Genomic DNA, 14989 nt, shown 5'->3' on the forward strand with positions numbered 1-14989 from the left:
GTATTACCAATCCTCCGTGGTTTGTTGGTCATAACTTTCACCGTCTTGGTTGCGTTTGTGGTATTGATACAGAAACTTTCTGCGCATCAATCCGCCTGGGTCGTCCTTGATTCTTCTCAGCCATTGTTCCATGGCTTGTTTTTCTTCGGCGTCCAACGCTTTTTCCTCGGGCGTCAGTTCAATTTCTTCTTGGTCTTGTGGGTTTTCTTGCTGTTCAGCTTGTTGTTGCTCTTCACTTTGTTGTTCTTCATTTTCTTGTTGATCCGCCGCTTGAGCTTGTTGGTCTTTTTGTGCTTGTTGTTCTTGTTCTTGCTTTTCTTGCTCTGAGCTTTCCTGATTTTCTTGGCTTTGCTGCTCTTGTTGGTCTTGCTCGTTTTGTTCTGAGTCCTGGTTTTCTTGGTTTTCTTGGTTTTCTTGGTCTTGTTGTTGCTGCTGTTGATTCATGGCTTCTTCAACAATTTTTTTATTGTACAAGGTGTCCTCGTCATCAGGGTCATAGGTCAGGGCTTGCTCATAACTTTTGATGGCTGCTTCAAATTGACCAGATTGAGCCAAGGCATTGCCACGATTGTAGTAGTCAGCCAAGCTTTGACCTGATTCTGGATAAAGCTGGGTTGCGGTTTTGTAGTCCTCTTTTTTATAAGCTGCAGCGGCTTTGATTTGCTGATTTTTTGCTTGATTAAAGGCCTCAGATGGAGCTGATTCGAGTTGTTTAAAGGCTTGTTGATCCTGGTTTAACCACAAATCATTCCATGACAGGGCGTGGCTGGGTTGGGTATTGAGCATAAAACCCAAACACAACACCATTAAAATACCACGTCGATACAGCAAGGCCAGCATGGGTATGAGCAATATGGCCAACAAAGGGCCGTCATCAATAAAACTTTCGCCACCCAATTCATCTTTCATGTCATCGTCGTTGTTGTTTGGATTGGCTTCATACAATTGATCTTTTTCTGGGCTGTTGGACAATACACTGAAACGACCGTTACCTATCTTTGCGGCCTGTTGTAAGCTGGCAAAATCAACTTGCGGAATCACAATTTGGCCGCGCAAGTCTTTTAAGAAGCCTTGGCTGGTGGGTATGGGAGCGCCTTCAGCGGTGCCAACAGCTAAAACATGGATGGCAATGCCTTGGCTACTGACTCCTTCTAAACGGTCTTGTGTTTTGTACATATCAATGCTGTCGGTAACCATCAGAATTTGTCCCCTGTTGATGCCGGCTTGGCTCAGTAACTCAGTGGCTTTGTCCAATGCGGCCACTGTATTGGTGCCGCTCACAGGCATGATGCTTGGATCCAAAACATCCAGTAAGGACACGATGGTTTCGGTGTCATCGGTGAGGGGTGTAACCACAAAAGCATCGCCAGAATAGACCACCAAGGCCGTCTGTCCATCTTTTCTTGCCGCCAATAAATCTTGTATTTTAAATTTGGCCCTTTGTAACCGAGTGGGTTTCAAATCGTCAGACAACATGCTTTTTGAAACGTCCAGCGCTATGACCAATGCCGATTGATTTTTCACCATTGGGACTGGCAATTGTCTGACAGCGGGCCCAGCCAGGGCCAAAACAGTGATGAAAGTAATGGGCCAATACAACCAAGTCCATTGGGTTGATTTGCCTGCGGATTTGATTTGCATGGCTTGTAAAAGTTCAGGGTCACAACTTTGTTGCCAGCCATCTTGTCTGCTGGTGTTGTTTAACCATTTATACAACAACCAAGCGGCCGGAATCATTAGCCACAGCATGTGAGGTCTGAGAAAATGAAAAGCATTCCAAGTGATTTCAGACATCATTGCAAGCGCCTCAACCAAAGGGTTAAAAACAAGGCGATCAATGCTGCCAACAAAGGCCAAAAATACAATTCATCGGTGGGGCGGTAGAACTGTTCTTCGGCTGCCAACGGTTCCAATTCATCCAGAATGGCATAAATTTGTTCCAATTCACGCGTGTCTCGAGCCCGAAAATATTTACCTTCGGTGATTGCTGCAATGCGCCGCAATGAGGCTTCATCTAGGTCAGAGGATGGATTGATGCGTCGTTGTCCGCCAAAAAAACTATTAACCACCAATTCATCGGCGCCGACCCCAATGGTATAAATTTTTAATTTTTCAGCCCGAGCCAATTCTGCGGCCTTAAGTGGTTCAATGGCCCCTGCGGTGTTTTGTCCATCAGTCAAGACAATCAAAACACGATTGCCATCTTCTGTTTCGCGGGCTTTTTTAACAGCCAATCCGATGGAGTCACCGATGGCAGTTGATTTACCCGCCAAACCAATAGCTGCTTCAAACAACAAAGTGTTGACAGTTTTACGATCAAAAGTCAAAGGGGCTTGTAAATAGGCGTTTTCACCAAATAAAATCAGCCCAATGCGATCACCCACTCGACGATCAATAAACTCGCCTGCGACCTTTTTGACTGCAGTTAATCGGTCAACAGCTTGGCCATTTATTTGCATGTCCTTTTGTTCCATACTGCCCGAAATGTCTATGGCCAGCATCAAGTCGCGCCCTTCAATGGGCAAAGCCACTGGGTCGCCGATCCATTGTGGTCGACTCACTGCCAGCAGCAATAACAGCCAAGGCAACCAGTTTAACCAAGATGCCCGTTGCTGGTGTTCGCCCTTCTTTTGCCCAAACAAATCGTTCAAGAAAGGGGCTTCAATGGTGGTGATGCTGGCTTGTTTGACCCGGGGCAGTCGTTTGATTAACCATGGCAAAGGCAACAACACAAAAACCCACGGCCAGTAAAGGCTATACATTGGCCACCTCTTGGGTTTGCGGTTTAGCCGGTTTCATTACATGTTGTTTGATGAATTGGCGGGTGGTTTTCAATAATTCGGTGGCATCATAATCAAAGTTGTGCTGATAAACCCCGGTAGTTAATGCTTGTTCAAAGGGCAGAAAAGGCTGTTCTTGTTGTAATTGGTTGAGGTGATCAGTCCATTGTTGCCCTGCCAGGGTGGTGGCTTTTTTTTGTTGCAATTGGAATTTAACAAAACGTCTGAGAAAGACAGAAATCTCAGCCAATAAGTTTTGCTTGTTATTGCTTTGTTTGAATTGGAGTTCTATTTCAGCCAGTTGGTGCTCAATCTGTTGCCAACGACGTTTCTTTTGGACGTACCGATACCATTTGACGGCTAACCATGTCAGCAACAACAGTGACAACACCAACAGCAACCACCAACCAGGCGCCAACGGCCAAAACCCTGGTTCAGCTGGTAATTTAATATCGCGCAATGGCAATGCTGGTATTTCGTTCGCTTGCATCAACTGACTGCTCCCAACCAATGGTTGAATGCCAGGTTTGGGTTACCTAAGCCATTTTTCAAAACATTGACCCAAGCATCATTGGTTTGTATCGGAATCAGTGGAACCCCTGCTTTGATGACATTGTCTTTTAATGATTGGATGTGGCTTTGTTGCTTGGCCAGTAACCTTTGTTGGGTCTTGTTTTGTTTGGTGTCTAGCACCCTGGAACGTTGGCTGGTTTGTACCCCATACAGTGCCGGCATGGGCAGTTGGTTTTCAAAAGGGTCACTGATTTTTATGCCCAGTACGTCATTGTGCTTTCGCAGTTGGAGTAAGTGACGTTTGGCCTCGTCACCCAAGGTGTAAAAGTCACTGATTAAAACAACCATACTGCCAGGCCTGATGATGGTCCTGAGTTGTTTTAATGCCTGGTCTAAAGGATGGCTTTCAGTTTCACTTGGGTGACGTTCAAAGGCCTTGATGAGGTGTGAAATCATGCCCATCATCCCGCGTTTACCGGCGGTGGCTTTGACAATGTGGACGCCATTGACGCCGTAAGTCAGTACACCGATGCGATCACCATTTTGTACTGCAGACCAACCCAGTAGGGCGGCCACTTTACTGGCCAATACTGATTTAAACTGAGTTCGGGTGCCAAAATGTAAGCTGCTGTTGGTATCAACAATCAAATAAATGGGTCGCTCACGTTCTTCTTGAAATAATTTGGTGTGGGCGTCTCCAGTTCTGGCGGTCACACGCCAGTCCATGTTTCGGATGTCATCACCTGCTTGATAAATTCTGGATTCTTGGTAATCCATACCCCGGCCACGAAAGCGTGAATCATGGAGGCCAGATATCGCAGAAGAGGCTTTTTTGATGCTGGTCAGGTTCAACTGACGGGCATGATGACGGGTTTCTACCATGGTTTTGGCAGAAACTTGGGTGTTTGGGTTTGGCGCGTCTTGGCTTACCATCAATCGTTATGGCAAAGGGACCGTGCTCAATAACTGGTCAATCACTTGATCCACCGTTAAGCCTTCCGCCTCCGCTTCAAAGGACAAAATGATGCGGTGTCGCAAAACATCATGAATCACTTCATGGATGTCTTCAGGCAGCAAATGATCCCTGCCTGACAAAAAAGCATGGGCTCTGGCACAACGATCCAATGCAATGGTGGCTCGAGGTGAACCACCGAATTCAATTTGACTGGATAAAGTGGGGTCGTATTTGGCAGGGTCACGTGTCGCCAATATCAATTCGACCATGTATTTCTCAAGATTTTCAGCCACGAATAAATTAAGTATGTGTTTTTGTGCGGCGAAAATTTGTTGCTGAGTTAACAGCACTTTTTGGGTGGTTTTATGATTGAAATCAGCCAGGTCTCTTTTTTGAGCCAGTTTCAAAATATCCAGTTCGGTGTCAGCTTCTGGATAGCCAATGGTGACATGCATTAAAAATCGATCTAATTGAGCTTCAGGTAAAGGGTATGTACCCTCTTGTTCAATCGGATTTTGGGTCGCCATCACCAAAAACAACTGAGGCAGGTCATAGGTGGTTTTACCCACGGTAATTTGTTGTTCGCCCATGGCTTCAAGCAAGGCAGATTGTACTTTGGCTGGAGCCCTGTTGACTTCGTCGGCTAACACCAAATTATGAAACAACGGTCCTTTTTGAAATTCAAAGGTGGCCGATTGTGCATGATAAACATCGGTTCCGGTTAAGTCGGCTGGCAATAAATCAGGGGTGAATTGAATCCGATGAAAATCACCTTCAATACATTCAGACAGCACTTTAATGGCTGTGGTTTTGGCCAAACCAGGCGCACCTTCTACCAACAAATGACCGTGAGATAGTAAGGACATCAATAAGCGGTCAACCAATTTTTGTTGACCTAAAATTTGAGTTCCAATGGCTTCTCGTATGTTTTGAAAAGCTTGTGTTAATTCAATTGTGTTTTGTTCCATAAATAACCTGTCTCGTTTACACATCTACCGTTCTGGCGACATATTTAATTCCAAACTTGAAAAAATCAAGGTTTGACCCGTGAATGGATATCAGCAAGAGAGTGATTATACAAGATACCCAAGGCTTTGAATGTGTCAAAAGTAAGCATCGCTTAAAAGAGTTCAACGACACAGACTCTGGTCTTTGAATAAACAGGAGATTAAATGTTGAGTCATAAATTCATGTCAGGGAATCTCAAGCACAGTTAAACCGGCCCAGTACAGTTGAAATCACTCAGTTGCACGCAGTTTTCTGTGCTGTAGAAAGAAGCACCCAATTACTGGTTCATCATGTTAAAATCTGCTGCTCTTATTATATAGACAGCTTAGCGCATAAAAAGGTCGCATAACCCATGTACAGTTTAACCAGTGAACCATTCAAATTAGATCGAGATGTTGAGGCCATAGCCGTACCCACCGGCGAAACCATCGAATTGCCAGCGGGTGTTGTTGGTTATATCACCCAAGCTTTGGGTGGAAGTTTCACCATTTTTGTGGATGGCAGCATGTTCATGATTCTGGGTCACAACGCCGATGCACTGGGAAAAGAACCATTGCCCGCCCCCACCTTACCTGAAAACGCCACGCAACAAGATGTCGAAGAAGCCGTATGGGCTCAGTTAAAAACGGTCTATGATCCAGAAATTCCTGTGAGTATTGTGGAGCTGGGCTTGGTGTATGAATGTGTGGTTAAGTCGGGTGATAAGGGTTATGAAGTGGCCATAGACATGACCTTAACCGCGCCGGGTTGTGGCATGGGCGATGTGTTGGTGTCTGATGCTGCGGCCAAAATCAAGTTGATTCCAGAAATCCAATCAGTTCATTGTCAAATTGTATTTGACCCCCCATGGGATCAATCCATGATGTCAGAGGAAGCCAAATTAGAAACGGGCATGTTATAACCAGCGGTGGCCATGACTCAAGTCCCGATCCTCACATACCATGCAAATAACATCAATGGAATGGCCTACCAAAACAATGACCACGTGGCTTTGCAGGAAGATTTGCAGCTTATACATGACTTAGGGTTTCGCATCATTTCTTTGGATGAGTTGATGCAATGGAAGGCCGGGAATATGTCAGACAGTGAGTTTGAAAAAACCGTGGTTTTAACTTGTGATGACGGCACATGGTTTGATTATCACGATGTTGACCACCCCACTTATGGGAAACAAATCAGTTTTTTTAACATTTTGAAAAACCATCAACAGCAAACCCACACACCAGTTCATATGTCCAATTTTGTGATTGTGTCGCCGGCTGCAAGGGTAATCCTCGATGAAAAATGCTTGGTTGGTCGTGGCTGGTGGACTGATGATTGGTGGCTTGCGGCACAAAAATCTGGCCTGATGGCCATCGAAAATCACAGTTGGGATCACAACCACGGGGTGCTAGACAATAAAAACGCCGATGATGATTCATTCAAAGCCATAGACAACCAGGCCGATTGTGATCGTCAGCTCAAACAATCTCAAGAATTTTTAAGTCGTTTCTTTGCCGGTCAACACCCAGTAAAATATTTTGCCTATCCCTATGGCAACTTCAGTGATTTTTTACGGTATGAATATTTGCCTACTCAGGGTACTCAATTGGGCTTGGTGGCGGCTTTCACCACAGAACCGAAACATGTGACGTCGAAAAGTCACCTGTGGGCGATGCCCAGGTATGTTTGTAACAATGATTGGAATAACACGGAACAACTGAAAAACCTCTTGTTGGCTTGATAGTAACTCAATGATTCTGTTTGATTTTGCTGCTCCCAATGAGAACAGGTCTTAACCGATTCAAGGTATGTTGAACACCATGCAATAACATGACAGAATCGTGTTGAGAATTTGAAAACACTGAATGTTTACATGGTGACAAACTCTTCTGCTGAGGTTGGGTGGATGCCTATGGTGCTGTTGAGTTGGGTTTTACTCAGGCCTTGTTTAAGCGCAACGCCAAAGCCTTGAATCATTTCGCCGCCATCTGCCCCGACCACATGAATGCCCAACACTTGGTCAGTGTCGGCATTGACTACCAGCTTCATAAAAGTTTTTTCAGTCACTTCACTCATCGCATATTTCATTGCTCTGAAGGTGCTGGTGCTGCATTGCACGTTGGGGTATTGGCGCTTTGCTTCGGCTTCGGTTAAACCGCAGGTACCGATTTCTGGTTGTGAAAACACGGTGGTAGGGATGAAATCATAATCGGGGTATTGGTCACCGCCATTGAACAGGCGATTGACCAAATAATGACCCTCTCTGATGGCCACAGGGGTTAAGTTATCAGCGTTGCAAACATCACCCACGGCATAAACATGAGCCAAGCTGGTTTGTTGTTCTCGGTTGACTTCAATTTGGCCATTGGGTTTGGTTTTGATGCCAACTTGGTCGAGATTAAGTGAGGTGGTATTGGCTTGTCTGCCAGTGGCAAAAAACACCTGTTCTGAACGAATGTCGCCTTGCTTGGATTTGCAAATATATCCATCCACATCCTGTTCAACAGCAGTAACCTCAGTCATGGTCATGACATTGATGCCTGCATCTATAAATGATTGTTGAGCAAACTGCGCCACTTCATCATCAAATCCACGCAGTATTTGTGGGCCGCGATAAACCAGGTTGACCTTGACCCCAAGGGCATTGAAAATACCTGCAAATTCGACCGCGATGTAGCCGCCACCATTGATGGTAATGGAGCCAGGCAGTTCAGTCAGATCCAATGCTTCATTGGATGTTATCACGTGTTCACGTCCAGGAATATCGGGTATGGTTGGTGTGCCGCCAGTGGCAATCAAAATTTTATCGGCGGTGTATTGATGACCGCTGATATCGACGGTGTGTGCATTCACAAAAGAGCCATGCCCTTTGATCAGTTCAACACCGGCATTGGACAATAATTTTAAATAAATGCCATTGAGGCGGTTGATTTCATCGTTTTTATTATTCAGCAGTGTAGACCAATTGAACTGGCTTTGGATGTCCCAACCGAAGGCTTTGGCTGCTTTAAACATTTTGTTGTATTGTGAGGCGTAAACAAATAACTTTTTAGGGACGCAACCTCTGATGACGCAAGTGCCACCGACTTTATCAGACTCACAAATGGCCACTTTTTTTCCATAACCAGCGGCAATTCTTGCGGCCCGAACACCACCAGAACCAGCCCCTATAACCAATAAATCAAAATCGTACTTCATGTTTTCTCTCTGCTGAACTGGGTGAATAGACCGTGTAGTTACTGACGGCTTGCAAAATTTTAAAAAGGGCCTTGTTGGTGTGCCAACTCGATGAGTTCTTTTTGAGTGGATTCATCAAGTTGTTTTTTCCAATAGACAATTAAATGATCGTATTGGGTTTGTATAAAACCCACAGCCAAATCAATTTTATAAGCGGCTCGGTGACCTACATAAGCAAATACAGCATCACAATCATCCAATGAATTAACAATCTTGGAAACCAAAGTGAAAGCCACGCCGCCTTGTTGGCTCAAATCTTGTCGCACCGGTTTGGGTAAATGCTTAAGCGCGCGGCTGTTTACACACATGCCACCACCTAAATAGATGTTGTGAAGTTTGGTGACGTGTCCATATCCCAAGGTGACAGTCAATTCTGACCCATCTGTGGCCAGCAATAAAAAGTGTTTGGGAAAGTCAGGGATGTTGGCATTGAAGGCCTTCTTGAACAAGGCGCCGGCCATGGGTTCTGCATCATCCACTTCAATCAAGTCAATACGAATATTTTCGGAGTTTTTAAACATAAATATTAAGTTAGAAAAAAGTTAAAAAACAAGTTGAGTTGTTATGAGGTTTTCAGTATATAATAAAAAGCACAGGGACGGTTAATAAGTGATTTTGTTGAGTTGGAAAAAATAATAAGAGGAGGCTCGATAACAAAAAATCATTTATCAACCATTGACATTGAAGATTTCATCAGTCATTAGAAGAGCACAGTGCGCCTTAATTATTAAGGCCGCATTCCCTCGTTCAAAAAAATATAAAAAGAGGGTGGAGTTACAGAAATCAGAGAGTTAAAAAGCGTTAGGGGAGAAATTTCTGTAACTCCAAAGCTTGTGTCGTTTCATTACAACTAATTGAATTCAACGACTTGTTGTAATCACTATACTACTAAGTCTTACGTACGTCAATCACTTTGTAAGTGTTTTCGCAGTACGTTAGATTATATTATTCATTTCACTGCTGGTTTTTATGTGCCATAAGTCCCTTTGTTTTACAGCGATCACTTAATAAGACCTTGGGTTAACGAAAAGCTTACAATTTTTTAAGGGTTGAATTGAATACAGACGTTTTTCGGTTCTGTAAAAAACCGCATGGCTTCCAACCCGCCTTCACGTCCAGAACCGGATGCTTTCATGCCACCAAAAGGTGTTCGCAAATCCCTGAGTAACCAACAGTTAACCCAAACAATACCGCAGTTCACCTTTTTCGCCAAGCGGTGACAACGACTGATGTCTTGGCTCCAAATACTGCAAGCCAAGCCATAAGCTGAATCATTGGCCATGGACACGGCTTGGTCATCGGTATCAAAGGCCTGCACGGTACAAACAGGACCAAAAATTTCTTCTTGATTGGTTCGACAACTGTTGCTTAAGCCGGCGACGATGGTGGGTTGTACGAAATAACCACCTGCACACCTACCTTGCATTTCAAGCTGTGATCCACCGGTTAAAAGCTGGCCACCTTCCTGTTGTGCCAGTTCGATATAGCCCAGGACTTTTTCCATGTGAGGTTGAGAAACCAAAGCCCCAAACTGGGTCTCTGCTAACAAAGGGTCACCAATGGTTAATTGATTCACTTCGGCAACCAATGCTTGGGTGAATCGCTGATAAATGGAGCGTTCTATATAAATGCGAGAACCGCACAAACAGATTTGTCCTTGGTTGGCAAATGCAGCCCGCGCCACTTCCTTGACTGTTCGTTCAAAGTCACAATCTGCAAATACCAGGGTTGGGTTTTTGCCGCCCAGTTCCAATGACAGCTTTTTATGCTGATTGGCAGTGGCTTGTTTGATTGATGTGCCCGTATTCGAACCGCCAGTGAAACTGATTGCTTTGATTTTTGGGTGAATGGTTAATGGTGCGCCAATGGATTGTCCTGTGCCGTGGATGATATTAAGTACGCCAGCTGGCAAGCCAGCCTCAATGCACAGCTTAGCAAACAAATAAGCGCTCATGGGAGTGATTTCCGAAGGTTTGGCCACCACGGTGTTGCCGGTGGCCAATGCAGGTGCAATTTTCCATGTAAATAAATACAGTGGTAAATTCCATGGAGATATACACGCCACCACGCCCAAGGGGTCTCGCAAGGTGTAGTTGATGGCCACGTTTTCCATGGAATGAGATTCGCTGCTGTATTGAGTACAGGCTTGGGCAAAAAACCTGATGTTGGCCGCGGCGCGGTATATGTCAACATTCTTGGCCAGCGTAATGGGCTTGCCATTATCAATGGCTTCGGCCTTTGCTAAATCATTTTGATGGACTTCAATCAAATCGGCCAAACGGTTCAACACTTTGGCTTTGTGCTCAGCGGGCGTATTGGACCAAGCTGGAAAGGCTTGTTCAGCGGCATCGACTGCCAGCTTCAAATCTTGTTCATTGGATTCTGGCGTGAGGGCATAAACCAAACCTGTGGCCGGCTCATGGTTGTCTAGATAATGGCCATCAATTGGATCTGTCAAAACGCCGTTGATGTAATTTTGAATTTTTTTTAGAGACATGCTGTTCTGCCACCATCCACCGGAATGTTGACACCATTGATGTATGCCGCTGCAGGTGATGCCAAAAAGCCCACCACATTGGCAAACTCTTGAGGTGTTCCAAAGCGACGCATTGGGATGATGGCCTTTTCATGCTCAATCACTTTTTCAACCGTTAAGCCTGTTTTATTTGCTTTGTTCTCAAAGATGGCAGACAGGCGGTTGGTTTCAGTGGCCCCAGGCAATACATTGTTCACGGTGATGTTAAATGGCCCAAGTTCATTGGCCAATGTTTTGGCCCAACTGGCCACGGCACCACGAACGGTGTTTGACACGCCCAGATTGGGTAAAGGTTGTTTAACCGAAGTGGAAATGACATTGATGATGCGGCCAAATTGCGCTTGCTGCATCGATGGAATGGCTGCCTGGGCCAGTACTTGGTTACAGATTAAATGTTGGTTGAATGCGGCTTGAAAAGCCGAGACATCGGCATCTTTAGCCAACCCAGGGGCCGGCCCACCGGTGTTGTTCACCAGAATGTGTACTTCAGGAAAGGATGCCAAATGATTTTCAACCGCTGATTTCAAATCTTCCGGATGCGCAAAGTCTGCTGTGATGGTTTGGTGTGACTGACCTGCTGATGCTGACAAGGTCTTAACCACAGTGGCCAGTTTGTCCGCATTGCGTGCCAACAGCACTACAGTGGCACCTTGTTCAGCCAGTTGTTGTGCTATGGCTAATCCCATGCCTTGTGTCGAGCCACAAACCCAAGCAGTTTTTCCAACTAAATTCAAATCCATATCAAGCCTCCTTCATTGCTTTAACTAATAATTGTCTGGCCAAGACAGCATCTTCATGGGTTGGGAATTTAAATTTCAACATGTCTCCAACCATGCGCACATTGAATTGTTTGCCTTCTTCATGGTCGGCGGTAAAGACGGCACTGATGAAGACAATTTTTTCTAACACCAAGGTGTATCCTTTTAATTCATAAGTTTTCATGCTGTAGCAGAACCAATAGAGAGTGAACATCTTACAAGGATTGTGAATTGTCGGCCAGTTGAGATGATAAATTGTCGGCAAAAAAAACGCCAAGACTGGCTTGGCGTAAGTAATTCAGAGAGGAATGAAATGAAAAAAATTATTTAGCGGGTTCACCGTTTTTGCTGGCCTTGTCATCGTCGTAATGCCAAGACTGAAATGGAAATGGCTTCTCTTCCTTTTGAAAAGACACGTAACCGATGATGTCAGCAAGGTAGTCGCCCAACTCACCATTGAATGCTTTGAGGTTTTTATTCAATTCGCCGGTAATCAATAAAAAGCCAAACTGAACCAACACCACTGCGCCAAATACCCACAATGAAATCCAGCCAATTAAGGCAAAAAGTAAAGTCACAAAAATTCGGGTTAAGACTTCACTGTTGATGGTGGATTCTTTTTTAGCAACGGTTTCTTCTGGTTTGGCTTCGTTGTTGTTTTCAACGGTTTCGCCTTCGATGATGACATCTTTGTTTTCTTTATCTGACATGTGTTTTACCTCTTATGTTGTCGTTTTATAATTACTATACAGAAGGGCATGAGCTTTTAACAGTGCCATTGGTAACTGCCAAATTCATTTTTTTGATGCTGCTTATTTATTTTTTTAAGCTGGCTAACATGGATCCAGAAACAATGAAGAGCATACCCAGATAGCCGATGATTTGGATGGACTCGGCAGCCAACAACTGGGGGAAAACAGAAGCAAAGGCATTGATAAACAACAAGGTAAAAACTGGAGTCAAAGCCAAAATCATGCCGACTCTTGAGGCATTCCAATGGTTCAAAGCTTCAGCAAATGCGCCATAAGCAATGACGGTGTTTAAACAGGCATAGGCTATGGCCCACCATTGTAAACTGTTGATTGATTTGAGTGAACCCAAGTCTGACCAATAAAACATCACCAAACTGGCGAAACAATAAATAAAAAACAAGATGCTTTGAGAGGACAGTTTGGTGGCCAACTTTTTTTGGATCAATGCATAGATGGCCCAGGTCAAAGCCGCCGCAAACATCACCCAGATACCTGTGGTGTAATCGTTGGCTATGATTTGCTTGATTTGATCTTGAAAAAATAATACCAGACCGATAAGAATAGCAACCACCCCCAACATTTGCATGCGATTGAATGACTCTTTATAAATCAGTACGCCACCCAAGGTCATCAACAAAGGCGCCAACTGGATAAAAACTTGTGCATTGGCGGGAGAAGTCATGTCCATGCCGATTAAAAACAACACATAATTGCCAATTAACATCATCGCTGCCAGTCCAAGCCACAGCCAATCTGACTGAGAGAGTGATTTGAATTCTTTGAGTTTGTTTTTACTTAATAGGAAGAAAAATGTGACCAATCCTGCTGTGAGAAATCGAAACCAAGTTAAGGTCATGGCGTCGGTAGCAGATAAACTTATTTTTAAAGACACCGGTAAAGTACTCCAGCACACTACCGTCAGTAATGACAGAAACAAGCCTTTTTTCCATGAATTCAATTGGGTTGCCATAGATTTTTTCCTAACAATCAAGTTTAAAATGCTGGCGCCTGGTTGAACCTAAATCGCAAGCGGTTGGTATTTAAAAGTATTTCAATGGGTACCCATGAATTGATATACCACAATAAGCACATTCAGCTTTAATTCAGTCTGAGGCTTGTAGTATAGTGATATTAGTCAACCAATGTTTGGATCATGAAAATATTATTACCATTTTTGACCTTGTTTTTAGCTTCTTGTGGGGTTCACCACCACAGGTATGACGCGGAGCAAGACACCTATTACCAAGATGATTATTATGCATACGATAACTACGACCCTTATTATGGGTATGGTTCAGCAGAATATTCGTCAGCAGGTGACGGTGTTTATTATAATAATTACAACTACTACCCAGATCGTTGGGGTGTGAATTACAGCAATGTGTATTACAGCCCTTATAGGTATCCCAGGGTGGGTTTTTATTATTCTTCAATCAACAATTGTGGTTATTCTTATTGGTCAACTTGGTGTTCGCCAGGCGCATGGCCATCAAGTTATTATTCCAATGGGTGGTGGCCTTCTTTTGGATTTGGTTTAAGTTACAGTGTAGGCTACAGTGGTTATTATGACAATTATTGGTGGTACAACCATTACCGTCATCGCAATTACAATCACAACCGACCCACACAGCGCGGTTACTATTCTGCGCGCAATGAAACCAGAAGGTTGGCCAATAGCCGGTATCACAACCAATCCAAAAAACCGAATCACAACCGTTATGGTAACAAGCCGCAAGCAGTGAATCGAGCAAGAAACAGCAGCAACAGGCCGGTCAATCGAGCACCCAATCGATCGAATTCAAATTCGAGACAACGATCTTCAACGGTTAACAACAGAGCCAGGCAAGAAGCAGCCGTGATCAATCACAGCAATCAAAACAGGGTGCAAAACAATGACTATCAATCTGCCAGGTCGCAGGTGGTTTATCGTTCGAGCAGCAGCCAGTTATTGCAGCAAAACAGTCAAAACAACGTCCAGCGTATACAACAGAACCATGAACCAAGTACGCAAATGCGACGCAACCGATACCAAAGCGCTGCCAGCTCAACGGACAGCATTTCAGTCAATCAAAATATCCGGGTTAAGCCGATGAACAGCCAAAGTCCGGTGTATCATACCAATACGATTCGTCGTCAAACAACCACGCTGCAAAGACCGCAAATAAATCAAAGACAGGTGTATCAAAACACACAACCTTCGGTGAACCATCAGTCTGGTTCGAGAGTTCAGCTTATCAACCGTTCCGTGCCAAGCAGACCACAAGTCCAGACAAGTAAGCCGGTCCAAAAACCAAAGCCTCAGCGCAGTAAACAAGAAAAATCTGCAAAAAACAGTTCGAAAAACAAGCCAAGTAGAGCGGTTAGATCGAACGATCGAGGGCGGAGAAATTAAAACGAGTGCTGATGGCTCTATAATCCTTTCAAAAAACCCAGCGATGCTGGGTTTTTTGATTTATGGCAAGTACACA

Annotated in this window: 15 protein-coding genes; 3 read left to right on the forward strand and 12 right to left on the reverse strand. The window is 44.3% G+C overall.

Going from position 1 to position 14989, the window contains the following annotated elements; translation table 11 throughout:
* Positions 1 to 3: 3 nt before the first annotated feature.
* From CCS90_RS01525 to CCS90_RS01545, 5 genes are read right to left on the reverse strand one after another with little or no spacing between them, the layout of a single operon-like run.
* Positions 4 to 1794 (reverse strand): vWA domain-containing protein, encoded by a 1791-nt coding sequence (locus CCS90_RS01525; RefSeq protein ID WP_180236480.1) that lies wholly within the window; start codon positions 1792 to 1794, stop codon positions 4 to 6.
* A complete protein-coding gene (locus CCS90_RS01530) occupies positions 1794 to 2762 on the reverse strand; it encodes a vWA domain-containing protein (protein ID WP_099017745.1) in 969 nt (322 codons plus the stop codon). Before CCS90_RS01530 ends, CCS90_RS01525 begins: the two co-directional genes overlap by 1 nt.
* Entirely contained in the window at positions 2755 to 3270 is a 516-nt protein-coding gene (locus CCS90_RS01535; protein ID WP_099017746.1) for a DUF4381 domain-containing protein, read from the reverse strand. Before CCS90_RS01535 ends, CCS90_RS01530 begins: the two co-directional genes overlap by 8 nt.
* Entirely contained in the window at positions 3270 to 4226 is a 957-nt protein-coding gene (locus CCS90_RS01540; protein WP_099017747.1) for a DUF58 domain-containing protein, read from the reverse strand. The genes CCS90_RS01535 and CCS90_RS01540 overlap by 1 nt, the downstream gene beginning before the upstream one ends.
* A gap of 6 nt (positions 4227 to 4232) precedes the next feature.
* Positions 4233 to 5216 carry an AAA family ATPase gene (locus tag CCS90_RS01545; RefSeq protein WP_099017748.1) on the reverse strand — a complete coding sequence of 328 codons (984 nt, stop codon included), beginning with the start codon at positions 5214 to 5216 and terminating at the stop codon, positions 4233 to 4235.
* Positions 5217 to 5608: 392 nt separating this feature from the next.
* Between CCS90_RS01545 and sufT the strand changes: the two genes are divergently transcribed.
* Both sufT and CCS90_RS01555 read left to right on the forward strand, forming a co-directional pair.
* Positions 5609 to 6157, forward strand: coding sequence for a putative Fe-S cluster assembly protein SufT (gene sufT, locus CCS90_RS01550; RefSeq protein ID WP_099017749.1), 549 nt, complete (start codon positions 5609 to 5611; stop codon positions 6155 to 6157).
* A 12-nt stretch (positions 6158 to 6169) separates the two neighbouring features.
* Positions 6170 to 6979 (forward strand): polysaccharide deacetylase family protein, encoded by an 810-nt coding sequence (locus CCS90_RS01555; protein WP_099017750.1) that lies wholly within the window; start codon positions 6170 to 6172, stop codon positions 6977 to 6979.
* A 128-nt stretch (positions 6980 to 7107) separates the two neighbouring features.
* On the opposite strand, the gene gorA is transcribed toward CCS90_RS01555, so the two are convergent.
* The 7 genes from gorA to CCS90_RS01590 form a co-directional block, all read right to left on the reverse strand.
* Complete coding sequence (gene gorA, locus CCS90_RS01560) at positions 7108 to 8436, reverse strand: glutathione-disulfide reductase (protein WP_099017751.1); 1329 nt, start codon at positions 8434 to 8436, stop codon at positions 7108 to 7110.
* Between the two features lie 59 nt (positions 8437 to 8495).
* A complete protein-coding gene (locus CCS90_RS01565; protein WP_099017752.1) occupies positions 8496 to 8996 on the reverse strand; it encodes a hypothetical protein in 501 nt (166 codons plus the stop codon).
* Positions 8997 to 9517: 521 nt separating this feature from the next.
* A complete protein-coding gene (locus CCS90_RS01570; RefSeq protein ID WP_099017753.1) occupies positions 9518 to 10972 on the reverse strand; it encodes an aldehyde dehydrogenase in 1455 nt (484 codons plus the stop codon).
* On the reverse strand, positions 10963 to 11751 hold the full coding sequence (locus tag CCS90_RS01575; protein WP_099017754.1) for an SDR family oxidoreductase: 789 nt from the start codon (positions 11749 to 11751) through the stop codon (positions 10963 to 10965). Before CCS90_RS01575 ends, CCS90_RS01570 begins: the two co-directional genes overlap by 10 nt.
* Before the next feature lies 1 nt (position 11752).
* The gene (locus CCS90_RS01580; RefSeq protein WP_099017755.1) at positions 11753 to 11953 is read right to left on the reverse strand and encodes a hypothetical protein; all 201 of its coding nucleotides are present in this window, start codon (positions 11951 to 11953) and stop codon (positions 11753 to 11755) included.
* A gap of 139 nt (positions 11954 to 12092) precedes the next feature.
* Positions 12093 to 12479: a DUF4389 domain-containing protein gene (locus CCS90_RS01585; protein WP_099017756.1), complete on the reverse strand. Its 387-nt coding sequence runs from the start codon at positions 12477 to 12479 to the stop codon at positions 12093 to 12095.
* A gap of 106 nt (positions 12480 to 12585) precedes the next feature.
* The gene (locus CCS90_RS01590) at positions 12586 to 13491 is read right to left on the reverse strand and encodes a DMT family transporter (protein WP_099017757.1); all 906 of its coding nucleotides are present in this window, start codon (positions 13489 to 13491) and stop codon (positions 12586 to 12588) included.
* A 183-nt stretch (positions 13492 to 13674) separates the two neighbouring features.
* Between CCS90_RS01590 and CCS90_RS01595 the strand changes: the two genes are divergently transcribed.
* Complete coding sequence (locus tag CCS90_RS01595) at positions 13675 to 14913, forward strand: hypothetical protein (RefSeq protein ID WP_099017758.1); 1239 nt, start codon at positions 13675 to 13677, stop codon at positions 14911 to 14913.
* Positions 14914 to 14989 lie beyond the last annotated feature (76 nt).

The organism is Marinicella litoralis, from assembly GCF_002591915.1.
GTDB classification, from domain to species: Bacteria; Pseudomonadota; Gammaproteobacteria; order Xanthomonadales; family Marinicellaceae; genus Marinicella; species Marinicella litoralis.

What these genes read in the sequence shown, in the direction of transcription:
- sufT (WP_099017749.1), top strand. Translation starts at nt 5,609, where the DNA reads ATGTACAGTTTAACCAGTGAACCATTCAAATTAGATCGAGATGTTGAG.
- CCS90_RS01525 (WP_180236480.1), bottom strand. Translation starts at nt 1,794, where the DNA reads ATGTCTGAAATCACTTGGAATGCTTTTCATTTTCTCAGACCTCACATG.
- CCS90_RS01530 (WP_099017745.1), bottom strand. Translation starts at nt 2,762, where the DNA reads ATGTATAGCCTTTACTGGCCGTGGGTTTTTGTGTTGTTGCCTTTGCCA.
- CCS90_RS01585 (WP_099017756.1), bottom strand. Translation starts at nt 12,479, where the DNA reads ATGTCAGATAAAGAAAACAAAGATGTCATCATCGAAGGCGAAACCGTT.
- CCS90_RS01535 (WP_099017746.1), bottom strand. Translation starts at nt 3,270, where the DNA reads ATGCAAGCGAACGAAATACCAGCATTGCCATTGCGCGATATTAAATTA.
- gorA (WP_099017751.1), bottom strand. Translation starts at nt 8,436, where the DNA reads ATGAAGTACGATTTTGATTTATTGGTTATAGGGGCTGGTTCTGGTGGT.
- CCS90_RS01580 (WP_099017755.1), bottom strand. Translation starts at nt 11,953, where the DNA reads ATGAAAACTTATGAATTAAAAGGATACACCTTGGTGTTAGAAAAAATT.
- CCS90_RS01545 (WP_099017748.1), bottom strand. Translation starts at nt 5,216, where the DNA reads ATGGAACAAAACACAATTGAATTAACACAAGCTTTTCAAAACATACGA.
- CCS90_RS01570 (WP_099017753.1), bottom strand. Translation starts at nt 10,972, where the DNA reads ATGTCTCTAAAAAAAATTCAAAATTACATCAACGGCGTTTTGACAGAT.
- CCS90_RS01575 (WP_099017754.1), bottom strand. Translation starts at nt 11,751, where the DNA reads ATGGATTTGAATTTAGTTGGAAAAACTGCTTGGGTTTGTGGCTCGACA.
- CCS90_RS01590 (WP_099017757.1), bottom strand. Translation starts at nt 13,491, where the DNA reads ATGGCAACCCAATTGAATTCATGGAAAAAAGGCTTGTTTCTGTCATTA.
- CCS90_RS01565 (WP_099017752.1), bottom strand. Translation starts at nt 8,996, where the DNA reads ATGTTTAAAAACTCCGAAAATATTCGTATTGACTTGATTGAAGTGGAT.
- CCS90_RS01595 (WP_099017758.1), top strand. Translation starts at nt 13,675, where the DNA reads ATGAAAATATTATTACCATTTTTGACCTTGTTTTTAGCTTCTTGTGGG.
- CCS90_RS01555 (WP_099017750.1), top strand. Translation starts at nt 6,170, where the DNA reads ATGACTCAAGTCCCGATCCTCACATACCATGCAAATAACATCAATGGA.
- CCS90_RS01540 (WP_099017747.1), bottom strand. Translation starts at nt 4,226, where the DNA reads ATGGTAAGCCAAGACGCGCCAAACCCAAACACCCAAGTTTCTGCCAAA.